7 protein-coding genes are annotated in these 11821 nt (G+C 73.0%); 2 read left to right on the top strand and 5 right to left on the bottom strand.

From position 1 onward, the window contains the following. Positions 1-2: 2 nt before the first annotated feature. The 3 genes from AQI88_RS36265 to AQI88_RS36255 all read right to left on the bottom strand — a co-directional run bounded on the left by AQI88_RS36265 (position 3) and on the right by AQI88_RS36255 (position 2567). Positions 3-305 (bottom strand): hypothetical protein, encoded by a 303-nt coding sequence (locus AQI88_RS36265; protein WP_067008102.1) that lies wholly within the window; start codon positions 303-305, stop codon positions 3-5. 67 nt (positions 306-372) lie between these two features. Further along, a complete protein-coding gene (locus AQI88_RS36260) occupies positions 373-1362 on the bottom strand; it encodes an NAD-dependent epimerase/dehydratase family protein (RefSeq protein ID WP_067008100.1) in 990 nt (329 codons plus the stop codon). 146 nt (positions 1363-1508) lie between these two features. Next, complete coding sequence (locus AQI88_RS36255) at positions 1509-2567, bottom strand: PucR family transcriptional regulator (protein WP_067008098.1); 1059 nt, start codon at positions 2565-2567, stop codon at positions 1509-1511. 239 nt (positions 2568-2806) lie between these two features. Here AQI88_RS36255 and AQI88_RS36250 point away from each other — a divergent pair, with 239 nt between their 5' ends. Together AQI88_RS36250 and AQI88_RS36245 are read left to right on the top strand one after the other, a co-directional pair. Next, positions 2807-4960: a flotillin family protein gene (locus AQI88_RS36250; RefSeq protein WP_067008096.1), complete on the top strand. Its 2154-nt coding sequence runs from the start codon at positions 2807-2809 to the stop codon at positions 4958-4960. Between the two features lie 92 nt (positions 4961-5052). Beyond that, complete coding sequence (locus AQI88_RS36245; protein ID WP_067008094.1) at positions 5053-9891, top strand: DNA repair ATPase; 4839 nt, start codon at positions 5053-5055, stop codon at positions 9889-9891. On the opposite strand, the gene AQI88_RS46250 is transcribed toward AQI88_RS36245, so the two are convergent. Next, positions 9892-10488, bottom strand: coding sequence for a hypothetical protein (locus AQI88_RS46250; RefSeq protein ID WP_159050480.1), 597 nt, complete (start codon positions 10486-10488; stop codon positions 9892-9894). Next, positions 10485-11486 carry a tetratricopeptide repeat protein gene (locus AQI88_RS36230; protein WP_159050479.1) on the bottom strand — a complete coding sequence of 334 codons (1002 nt, stop codon included), beginning with the start codon at positions 11484-11486 and terminating at the stop codon, positions 10485-10487. Before AQI88_RS36230 ends, AQI88_RS46250 begins: the two co-directional genes overlap by 4 nt. Positions 11487-11821: the final 335 nt, after the last annotated feature.

Genomic DNA, 11821 nt, shown 5'->3' with positions numbered 1-11821 from the left:
GGTTACTTGGCCGGGCGGCAGTATTCGGAGCCCTGGGGCTGGCTCACACAGGTCATCCTGAGCCCGGGGTCGACGAAACGCGACAGGAGCGGTGCGATGTCCCTGTCGCAGGACAGGCCCGAGCCGCCGTCCTCGGTGTCTTCGGAGGTGGCCTGGCAGATCTTGCCGATGAGGGTGGTGTCGGTCTGCTGGCCGGGCGGTGTGTCGGCGGAAGCGGAGGGGGCGAGGAGGCCCAGGCCGAGCAGCGGTGCGGTGAGCAGCGCTGCGATCTGGGCGCGGGTCGGCTTGAGGGTCCGTCGCGACATGGCGGTCCTTTCGACTGGTGCACGCGGAGGAACGTCAAGATCAACGACTTCACGCAGGCCGGGACACTTAGTGCGTCCGCATGAACTCCCGCATCCCCTGCGTGAAGTCCACCTCCGGCTTCCAGCCCAGTTCCGTCCGCAGCCGGGAGGAGTCCGCCGTGATGTGCCGGACGTCGCCCAGCCGGTACTCGCCGGTGATCAGCGGCTCGGGGCCGCCGTAGGCGGCGGACAGGGCGCGGGCCAGGTCGCCGACCGTGTGCGGCTCGCCGCTGCCGGTGTTGTACGCCGTGAGGGTGCCGGGGCGTGACCCGGCCTCCAGCGCGGTGACGTTGGCGGCGGCCACGTCCCGTACGTGCACGAAGTCCCGCCGCTGCCGGCCGTCCTCGAACACGCGCGGGGCCTCGCCGCGTTCCAGGGCCGAGCGGAAGAAGGAGGCGACCCCGGCGTATGGAGTGTCGCGGGGCATCCGGGGGCCGTAGACATTGTGGTAGCGCAGGGAGATCGCCGTGCCGTCCGTCGAGCGGGCCCAGGCGGCCGAGAGGTGTTCCTGGGCCAGCTTGGTGGCGGCGTACACATTGCGCGGGTCGGCCGGGGCGTCCTCGCCCACCAGGCCGGGGGACAACTCGGCCCCGCACACCGGGCAGTTCGGCTCGAAGCGGCCCGCCTCCAGGTCCGTCACGGCGCGCGGGCCGGGCCGTACGACACCGTGCGCGGGGCACTCGTAGCGGCCCTCCCCGTACACCACCATCGACCCGGCCAGCACCAGCCGCCGTACGCCCGCCTCGGCCATCGCGGCGAGCAGGACGGCGGTGCCCAGGTCGTTGCGCGAGACGTACTCGGCCGCGTCCGCGACACCGTTGCCGAGGCCCACCATGGCCGCCTGGTGGCAGACCGCGTCCACGCCGGCCAGGGCGCAGGCGACCGCCGTCGGGTTGCGCACGTCGGCTCCGGGCCTGTCCCGGACGTCGTACACGACCGCCTCGTGCCCGCGCTCCCGCAGGGCGTCCACGACATGGGACCCGATGAATCCGGCACCGCCGGTGACCAGTACGCGCATACGGCCACGCTAGGCCCGCGGCCCGCCCGCGACGGGGTACGACGGGCGGTACGTCACCGCTCCGTAAGGAGTCCTCAAGGGGCTTGGCGGGTCAGTCCAGCAGGGTCGTGTCGGAGCGCCCTTGGCCGTAGAGGCCGTAGACCCCGTCACAGTGCCTTGGCAGGCCAGTCCAGCAAGCGGGCGCCGATCACCGCCGTCTGGAGCATGTAGCGGTGTGCCGGGTCGGTCGGGTCGGCGCCGGTCAGTTTGTGGATGCGCTCCAGGCGGTAGGTGAGTGCGCGCACGCTGAGGGAGAGGCGGCGGGCGGCCTCGGTGGCCACGCAGCCGGAGTCGAAGTATGTGGTCAGGGTCTCCAGCAGGGGCTTGGCCCCGCCGCGGGCCGCGGTGAGCGGGCCGAGGGTGTGGGTGACCAGGTCGGCCATCGCCTGCCGGTCCCGGGTGAGGACCGGGTAGACGAGGAGGTCGGCGGCGCGCAGGAGCGGTTCGTCCAGGTCGAGCCGGCCGGCCATCTCCAGGGTGGTGAGGGCTTCTTCGTACGACTGCACGACCCCGCCGGGGCCGGGCCGCGGGCGGCCGACGGCGATCCGGCCGCCGTCGGTGGCCGCGTGCGCCTGCTTGGCGAAGTAGGTGAGGACCTCGTCCTCGTCGCCGGGCGCGATGCACAGCAGGCGGCCGTTCTTGGTGGTGAGCAGGATGCTGCGGGCGTCGAAGCGGGCCATGACCGCCCGTTCCACCTGCCGGGTCACCGGGTCGTCCTCGGCGTAGGCGGCCGGGCCCTCAGAGACGGCGACCGCGTGCGCCCGGGACAGCCTGAGGCCGAAGCGCTCGGCGCGCTCGGCGAGTCGGCCCAGGTCGCTGCGGCCGTAGAGCAGGTCGTCGATGAACTCCCGGCGGGCGGCCTCCTCCCGGCGCACGGCGAGCCGCTGGGCGCGTTCGTAGCCCTCGGCGAAGGCGTCGATCGCCTGCTGCACGGCGGCCAGGGTGCTGTCGGCCGAGCCGGGCGCGCCGGGCCAGGCGGCGCGGGCGGCGGCCAGGTGGGCGACGACCAGGGCGCGCAGCCCGTGACCGGCGTCGGCGGCCTGTTCGCCGAGCGAGCGGCGGGCGGCCAGCTCCTCCCGGGTCAGCCGGCGGCCGGTGGCCGCGACCTCGGCCAGGGTGCCGGCATAGCCGTCCAGATAGTGCTCGGGTATCGCCTGCTCGGTCACGCCGTCCCCGTTCCCCCGTGATATTGACGCGCCGGTGACGCTTTCTTAGCGCCCGTCCGGCATCAAGTACATAGTGAACGCTGCCGGGGACCGGCAATGCGCGGGGGTGCGCCCCGGGTGCACCATCGGGCAAGGGGAGCACTACGGATGGTTCCGGTGCCGGGCACCGGCAGGCGTCCTGCACCGGAACCGGGGGGAGCTCTTCCGTTTTCATCGTCTGACGCACAAGGACGTACACCATGGAAGCGCTCGGCGTGCTCGTCGCCGTCTGTCTCGTCGTCGTTCTGCTCGCCCTGTTCGCGTTCTCCCGCCTGTACCGCAAGGTGGACCAGGGCAGGGCGCTGATCGTGTCCCGGACGCGCAAGGTCGACGTGACGTTCACCGGGCAGGTCGTGCTGCCGGTGCTGCACAAGGCCGAGATCATGGACATCTCGGTGAAGACGATCGAGATCAGCCGCTCCGGCCGGGACGGGCTGATCTGCCGGGACAACATCCGTGCCGACATCCGGATCCTGTTCTTCGTGAAGGTCAACAAGACCGTCCAGGACGTCATCAAGGTCGCCCAGTCCGTCGGCACCGACCGCGCCAGCCACCAGGACACGCTCCAGGAGCTGTTCCACGCGAAGTTCTCCGAGGCGCTGAAGACCGTCGGTAAGCAGATGGACTTCACCGACCTGTACACCAAGCGTGAGGAACTCCGTTACCACATCATCGAGTTGATCGGCGTCGACCTCAACGGTTATCACCTGGAGGACGCGGCGATCGACTACCTGGAGCAGACGCCGCTCTCCCAGCTCGACCCGGCCAACGTCCTCGACGCCCAGGGCATCCGCAAGATCACCGAGCTGACGGCGATCGAGCACGTGCGCACCAACGAGGCGCAGCGCAACGAGCAGAAGGAGATCACCCGGCAGGACGTCGACGCCCGGGAGGCCATCCTGGAGCTGGAGCGCCGGCAGGCCGATGCCGAGATCAAGCAGAAGCGGGAGATCGAGACGTCCCGGGCCCGTGAGGAGGCCGAGACCGCGCGCGTGGTGGAGGAGGAGCGGCTGCGTGCGCAGGGCGCCTTCCTGCGCACCGAGGAGCAGCTCGGCGTCCAGCGCGAGAACCAGGCCCGTGAGATCGCCGTCGCCGCCAAGAACCGCGAGCGGGTCATCGCCGTCGAGAACGAACGCGTCGAGAAGGACCGCATGCTGGAGGTCATCGCCCGGGAGCGGGAGACCCAGCTGACGAAGATCGCTGCCGAGAAGGAAGTCGAGGCGGAGAAGCGGGAGATCGCCGAGGTCGTCCGGGAGCGGGTCGCGGTGGACCGTACGGTCGCCGAGCAGGAGGAGTCCATCAAGAAGCTGCGCCTGGTCGAGGAGGCCGAGCGGGAGCGGCAGGCCCTCGTCATCGCCGCCGAGGCCGAGGCGCAGGAGAAGCTGGTCAAGGACATCAAGGCCGCCGAGGCCGCCGAGCAGGCCGCCACCCACCGCGCCGCCGAGGAACTCACCCTCGCCGAGGCCCGGTTGAAGACCGCCGACCTGGACGCCCGGGCCAAGCTGCGGCTCGCCGAGGGCACCCAGGCCGAGGCCGCCGCCGAGGGTCTTGCCGCCGTGCAGGTCCGCGACAAGGAGGCCGAGGTCATCGAGAAGTCCGGCCGGGCCGAGGCGCAGGCCGCGGAGGCGAGGCTGCGGGCGGAGGCCGAGGGTGCCCGGGCGAAGGCGCTGGCCGAGGCGGAAGGCGCCCAGGCTGCGGCACAGGCCACCCAGTCCCGGCTGAAGGCCGAGGCGGAGGGCGCCCAGGCGAAGGCGCTCGCGGAGGCCGAGGGTGCCCGGGCGAAGGCCCTCGCCGAGGCCACCGGCATCGGGGAGAAGCTGAAGGCCGAGGCGGCGGGCCTGACCGAGAAGGCCGCCGCGATGGCCGCCCTGGACGAGGCGTCCCGGGGGCACGAGGAGTACCGGCTGCGGCTGCAGGCGGAGAAGGAGATCCGGCTGGCCGGCCTGGAGACGCAGCGGCAGGTCGCCGAGGCGCAGGCCACGGTCCTCGCGACCGGCCTGGAGAACGCCGACATCGACATCGTCGGCGGCGAGTCCGTCTTCTTCGACCGGCTGGTGTCGGCGGTCTCGTTCGGCAAGGGCGTCGACGGCTTCATGGACAACTCCCGTACGGCGCAGGCGCTGGCGAAGCCCTGGCTGGACGGCTCGGGCAGCTTCACCGACGACCTGAGCCGGATCCTCGGCTCGCTCGGCACGGCCGACGTGCAGAACCTGACGGTGTCGGCGCTGCTGATGAAGCTGATGAACTCCGGCGGCCCGGAGGCCTCCCGGTTCCGGCAACTCCTCGACCGGGCCGGCGAGCTGGGCCTGGCGGACACCCCGGTCGCCGCGCTGAACGGCACCCCCCGGGCCTGACGCCCGTGGCCGGGCCGCCGCACGGGGGTCGGCTCCCCGGCCACCTCCCGTTTCCTTGTAGTACTGGACGTCCTTGAAGGGAAGCACGCTCCATGTCCACCGCCCCGGAGACGGGCTCGTACGACACCGTCGACGCCGGCACCTACGAGGTGCTGCGCGACCGGCTGACCGCCCAGGCGGCCGAGCTGGCCCGGCGGGCCGAGACCCTCAACGCGCGCCGCGCCGAGGAGTTCGGCTCCACCGGGCTCGCCCTCGGGGCCACCGCACAGCTGCGCACCGGGCACGCGTGCGTGCCGTGCGACGTCGTCGCCGTCGGGGACGTGCTGCTGTTCGGCAGCACCGGCCGGGCGGGCGAGGAAACGGCTGTCTCCGACGTCCTCGGGCTGTACGACCGGGACCTGAACCGGCTGCCCGAGGACGCCGTACCCGGACTGCTCGACGACCCGGCGTTCGTCCGGGAGTTCACGGCCCTGCACCGCTACTACCGGCAGGCCCGGCTGCTGCGGCTGCGCCGCGTCGACGGCCGGCTGCTGGCGGTGTTCCGCACCGGCGAGAAGGCCGACGACGTCCGCGCGCTGCGCTGGACTCCGGCCGCAGGCGGCGGGCCCCGGTTCCTGGACGCGCGCGGCGACCGCGACGACGTGTTCCCGCCCGCGCACGACTTCACCTGGACCGAGACCACCCGCGAGGACCACGTCCTCGGCCGGGATCCGTACGTGTCGGTGCCGGGCGGGGCGGGCGTGGCCACCGTCGGCGGGCGGCTCACCGTGCGCGGCCCGGAGGGCGAGGAACTGTACGCCGAGCCGGTCGAGGAGCCGCTCCAGTCACTCGCCGACGCCGCCGTCGCCCACGCGCGCGTGGGGGCGCTGGTCCTGCTGCGGGTACGGCCCTACAAGGAGGACACCGACCGCTACCTGGTGGTCGACACGCTGACCCGGTCGGTGGTCCGGCTCGACGGCATCGGGCAGGCCTGCCGCCGGCTGCCCGAGGACCAGGGCATCGTGTTCCCGGGCGGGTACTGCCTGGCCTCGGGCGCGCACAAGACGTACGAACTCGACGCGGACGGGCTGGAGTTCGAGCAGGAGGTGCGCTCGCCCAACGGGGAGGACGTGCTCTACGCGTTCCGCTCGCGCACGCGGGGCCGCACGCTCCTGATGTCGTACAACACCCTGCGCAAGGAGGTCGCCACCCCGCTGTCCTGCCGGGGCTGGGCCCTGTTCGAGGACGGCGCCCTGGCCGTGCTGCGCGCCGAGGGCGACGAGCCCGCGCATGCGCACCCCCTCCAGTGGTGGACCTCGCCGTACGTCTCCGACACACACGCGGCCGCCCTGCGCACCGGGACCGGCGCGCTGGCCCGGGTCGGCAACGCGGACCTCGTGCGCGGGCTGGCCGACTGCCTGTCCGTCGCCCGGCTCGTCGCCGAGGGCATCGGGACGGGGGAGGGCTACCGGGCGCTGGCCGCCGCCTGCGTACGCGCCGCGGACACGCACCACTGGCTGCGCGATCCCGAACTCGGTGGGCTGGGCGCCCCGTTGGACGCCGTGCGGGAGACCGCCGAGCAGGTGCTGGGCGAGTTCGAGACCGTGCGCGCCCTGTCCCGGCAGGCCGCCGAGGCCCTGGACGAGGCCGCGGAACGCATCGCCGCCGTGGTCCGCCGGCTGCGCGGCGAGGCCCCGCGGGACGCCGCTGCCTGGGTCCGGGGCCTCACCGAACTCCGCCACGCGCACGGCCACCTGCTCACCCTGAAGGAGCTGCGGTACGCGGACACCGCCCGGGTGGACGAGCTGGCCGCCGGGGCCGAGGCCGATCTCGCGGCCTTCGGACGGCGCGCGGTGTCCTTCCTGGCCCGCGAGGACGCCTTCGCGGCCCACCACGCGGACGTCGAACAGCTCGTGGAGCAGGCGGGCTCGGCCGAGACCGTCGCCGCGGCCGCGCCCGTCGCCGCCCGGCTGGACGACCTCGCCGACGGGCTGCGCACGGTCACCGAGGTCGTCACCGGCCTCGACATCGCCGACGCCACCGTCCGCACCGCCATCCTGGAGCGGATCGCCGAGGTGCTCGGCGGCGTCAACCGGGCCCGCGCCACCCTCGACGCCCGCCGCCGCAGCCTCCTCGACCGCGAGGGCCGGGCCGAGTTCGCCGCCGAGACCGCCCTGCTGGCCCAGGCGGTCACCGCCGCGCTCGCCCAGTCCGGCACCCCCGAGGCCTGCGACGACCAACTGGCCGCCGTCCTCGCCCGAGTGGAGGACCTGGACGCCCGGTTCGCCGAGTTCGACGACTTCCTCGGCGAACTCGCCGACCGGCGCACCGAGATCTACGAGGCCTTCGCCGCCCGCAAGCAGTCCCTCGCCGACGCCCGCGCCCGCCGCGCCGAGCAACTCGCCGTCTCCGCCGCCCGGGTGCTGGAGACGGTCGCCCGCCGCGCGGCCACCCTGACCGACACCGACGCGGTCACCACCTACTTCGCCTCCGACCCGATGGTCGCCAAGGTCCGCCGCACCGCCGACGAGCTGCGCGCCCTCGGCGACAGCGTGCGCGCCGAGGAGCTCGACGGCCGCCTCAAGGCCGCCCGCCAGGAGGCCGCCCGCGCCCTGCGCGACCGCACCGACCTGTACGCCGACGACGGCCGCACCCTGCTGCTCGGCGGCCACCGCTTCGCCGTCAACACCCAGCCGCTCGACCTCACCCTGGTCCCGCACGGCGAGGGCCTCGCCTTCGCGGTCACCGGCACCGACTACCGCCGCCCGGTGACGGACCCGGACTTCGCGCGGACCCGCCCCTTCTGGGACCGCCACCTCCCCTCCGAATCCCCCGAGGTCTACCGCGCCGAACACCTCGCCGCCCGCCTGCTGACCGAGCACGGCCCGGCCGCCCTCGCCGCCGCCGACCTGCCCGCCCTGGTACGGGAGGCGGCGCAGGCCTCGTTCGACGAGGGCTACGAGCGCGGTGTCCACGACCACGACGCCACCGCGATCCTCACCGCCCTGCTCCCGCTGTACGACGGCGCCGGCACCCTGCGCCACGAGCCCGCGGTGCGCGCCGCCGCCCAGCTCTTCTGGGCCCACGGCACCACGGCCGAGGCGCGGACCGCGTGGACCCGGCGCGCGGTGTCGCTGGCCCGCGCGCGGGACACCTTCGGGCCGGTTCCGGGGATCGCCGAGCTGGTGGGGGAGCTGGCCGGGGCTCTGGCGGCGTGGGCTCCGGAGGCCGATTCCCGCCCGGCCGCCGCGTATCTCTTCGACGAGCTGACGAGCGGGGAGGCCTTCGTCCTCGGCGCCGGCGCGCGGACGCTGCTGGAGAAGTTCCGTCACTCGGTGGGGAGTTCGGAGTACGCCTCGGATCTGGAGGCGCTGGCCGACCTGGCCGCGCGGCGCCAGGTGGCCGAGGCGTGGCTGTCGTCGTACGCCACCGCCTCCGGCGCGGAGACCGGCCCCGGCGAGCTGGCCGAGGCGGTCGCCGCCGAACTCTGCCCCGGCCTGCCCCGCTACGACGGGGACGCCCCGCTGACCGCGACGGCCGAGGGCCTGCTGGGCGCCCACGCGCGCGTGGAGGGCGGCCGGTTGCCCCTGCGCCTGGACGAGTTCCTGGCCAGGACGGCGCGATTCGCGCAGCTGGAGGTCCCTGCCTTCCGCGCCTACCAGCGCAGCCGTACGACGTTGGTGGCGGCCGAACGCGACCGCCTCCGCCTGGACGACCACCGCCCCCGGGTGATGTCCGCCTTCGTCCGCAACCGCCTCGTGGACGAGGTGTACCTTCCCCTGGCCGGCGACAGCCTGGCCCGGCAGCTCGGCACCACGGGTGCGTCGAAGCGCACCGACACCGGCGGCCTGCTTCTGCTGGTCTCCCCGCCGGGCTACGGCAAAACCACCCTCATGGAGTACGTCGCCGACCGTCTCGGCCTGATGCTGGTCAAGGTCAGCGGCCCGGCGCTCGGCCACACCGTCACCTCGCTCGACCCGGCCGACGCCCCGAACGCCACGGCCCGCCGCGAGATCGAGAAGATCAACTTCGCGCTGGCGGCCGGCAACAACACGCTCCTCCACCTGGACGACATCCAGCACACCTCGCCGGAGCTGCTGCAGAAGTTCATCCCGCTGTGCGACGCCACCCGCCGCGTCGACGGCGTGTGGGACGGCGAGCCGCGCACCTACGACCTGCGCGGGAAACGCTTCGCGGTCTGTATGACCGGCAACCCCTACACCGAGTCCGGCGACCGCTTCCGCGTCCCCGACATGCTCGCCAACCGGGCGGACGTCTGGAACCTCGGCGACGTCCTCACCGGCAAGGAGGACGTCTTCGCGCTCAGCTTCATCGAGAACGCGCTCACCGCCAACCCGGTCCTGGCCCCGCTCGCCGCCCGCGACCGCGCGGACCTGGACCTGCTGGTCCGGCTGGCCGCCGCGGACCCCACGGCCCGCGCCGACCGCCTTACCCACCCCTTGGCGCCCGCCGAGCTGGACCGTGTCCTCGCGGTGCTACGCCATCTGCTGGCGGTCCGTGCGACGGTGCTGCGGGTCAACGCGTCCTACATCGCCTCCGCCGCCCAGTCGGAAGCGGCCCGCACCGAGCCGCCGTTCCGCCTCCAGGGCTCCTACCGGGACATGAACCGCATGGCCCAGCGCCTGCGCCCGGTCATGAACTCCGCCGAGCGCGAGGCCGTGGTCACCGACCACTACACGGCCGAGGCCCAGACCCTCACCACCGGCGCCGAGGCCAACCTGCTGAAGCTGGCCGAGCTGCGCGGCACCCTCACCCCCGAACAGTCCGCCCGCTGGACCGAGCTGAAGACGGCCCACGTCCGCACCCGCAGCCTGGGCGGCCCCGAGGACGATCCTCTGACGCGGGCGGTGGCGGCGCTCGGGCTGCTCGCCGACCGGGTGGCGGCGGTGGAGGCGGCGATCAACCGGGCGGCCGCGCGTACCGATGACTGATCACGGAGCAGGAGGCTGCTGCGGTGGCGATGCCTGAGCCGCGGCGTTCCCGGCACTGCCGGAAGCTCGTGCCAGCAGCTTCATGTCCTCGGGGTCGCTGCGGTGCAATACGAAGACCTTCGCGAGTGCGAGCAGGCTCGGGCCGCACAGGATGACGGAGAGCCAAGGCGCTGAACCGACGACGGCGACGCCGGCGCCGAGCAGAGCGATGGAAATGACCGCGCCGACGGTCACGTTCACGACGTGCCGGCGATGGCGCAGCTGCTCTATCTGTGCGGCGGCTTCCCGCTCCCCTGCCTTTATCTCTGCGTGAGCTTCTCGCTCCGCCGCCTTTATCTCTGCGCCGGCTTCTCGCTCCGCCGCCTCGCGTTCCGCGCGCGCCTGCCGCTCGCCTTCGGCCTTTTCGGCCTGGATGCGCTCTTTTTCCAGCTCGTAGTTCAGACGAAGCCGGAGGACGGTCTCTTTCGACCGCAGAGCCCGCTCGGCCTGGGCAGCGGCTAGAACGGGTTTGAGAACCTCCGGCGGCACAGCGGCCCACTGTGCGGCAAGCCGATGTGCCTCGGCCGCCAAGAGGCTGTCCGCGTCGTCCGTGTTCACTGCTGGGTCCCCCCACCACCACTGTTTGCCGGTTCGTAGTCAGCTCTGCCTGTGGCTTCCGGGGGCGGCCCCAGCCTCAGGAACAGTGCGATGAGATCGGAGTCGACGGCTTCACGCGCCTCTTTGGCGAGGCGCTTGGCCTCATCCAGGTTCCACGCGCCGAGGTGACCCGGAGCGCTCGGACCACTCTCTTCGAGGTCGTCCGAGGCATCGTCGAGGATCCCCGCGACCTGGGCCGCATGAGCGGCGAAGAGATCGTCGAGCGACGACTCATGGATGGCCGCGTCCGGCACCGGCAGGTCTCCGTCCGAAGGAGACCCGAGCCACGGATCGGTTTCCGCGCAGGGCGTCTTCGGCTTCCTGGCGGCCTCAGGGGAATGGCCCTTGCTGCGGGCGGTCAACTCTTCCACGAGCAAGCGGGCCGCACCGTAGGCGTCGACACCGCGACGAGCGGCGAGGTGGGCGGTCATGGCCTGGAGGAGCCTTTGGACTTCCGGATCCGTGATGGAGGAGTCCTGATCGGCGTCGGGCTGCCCGGCATCGGAGGTGCTTCGGTACCTGGCGGCCAGTCGCCGCAGATACTGCCGCGTGTCGTCGTCGTGGTCGGCCTCGAACAGGGCACGGCTGGCGGCGCGCCAGAGCCGGGGCAAGGCTTCGAGAGTGCCGGGCGGAGCGGCACCGACATGGCCTGCGTAGCCGACGAGGAGCTGTTGTAAGCACTCGAGGGCTTCCGCATGGCGGCCGGCCGTTTCGAGGGCCTGCGCGAGTTCGGCCAGCGCGCTCAGCGTGTCCGGGTGCCTGGGGCCGAGGGCGCCGCGGTACCTGTCGAGGAGCTTCTGCCACTGTCCGATGGCTTCGTCGCCGCGGCCCTCGGCGGCGAGCTCACGCGCGAGATGCGCGAGGGCGGCGAGGGTCTGCGAATGGACGGGACCGAACGCGCGTTCACTCTTGGATAACGCCCGCCTGGCGCTCTGCACCGCATCCGGCGTCTCGCTCACGCGCTCACCCCCGACGCTCATGGTGCCGTAGGACGACTTCCAAGTCACGGGATTCGGCAATACGGAGGTGGACTTCGAGGAGGGGCAGGGGAGGTCGCCGGGACGTAGCCGGATATCCCTCGTACGGATCGGAAGGCCCCGCCCATCTGTCACGGGGCCGCCCCAGCATGGACTGGGGCGGGCAGCCGTCTGTGGGGTTCGGTCAGCGGGGTGTACGGGTGTGGCAGCGTGGGCAGCCGCACGGTGGCCATGCGAGGGAGTCGGCGACCCGTTCGGGGTCCGGGGTGGCCCGGAATGTGCGAAGCCTGGACCGCGTGGTGCGCTCACCGCCGGGG

The sequence above is a fragment of the Streptomyces cellostaticus genome (assembly GCF_001513965.1).
Taxonomy (GTDB): Bacteria; Actinomycetota; Actinomycetes; order Streptomycetales; family Streptomycetaceae; genus Streptomyces; species Streptomyces cellostaticus.
Note: the sequence above shows the minus strand (reverse complement) of the source record. Positions and strands in the feature narration are given on the sequence as shown.

Bases quoted from the DNA above. Each gene is read 5' to 3' on its own strand.
- AQI88_RS36265 (WP_067008102.1), bottom strand. From the start codon at position 305: ATGTCGCGACGGACCCTCAAGCCGACCCGCGCCCAGATCGCAGCGCTG.
- AQI88_RS36260 (WP_067008100.1), bottom strand. From the start codon at position 1,362: ATGCGCGTACTGGTCACCGGCGGTGCCGGATTCATCGGGTCCCATGTC.
- AQI88_RS36250 (WP_067008096.1), top strand. From the start codon at position 2,807: ATGGAAGCGCTCGGCGTGCTCGTCGCCGTCTGTCTCGTCGTCGTTCTG.
- AQI88_RS36245 (WP_067008094.1), top strand. From the start codon at position 5,053: ATGTCCACCGCCCCGGAGACGGGCTCGTACGACACCGTCGACGCCGGC.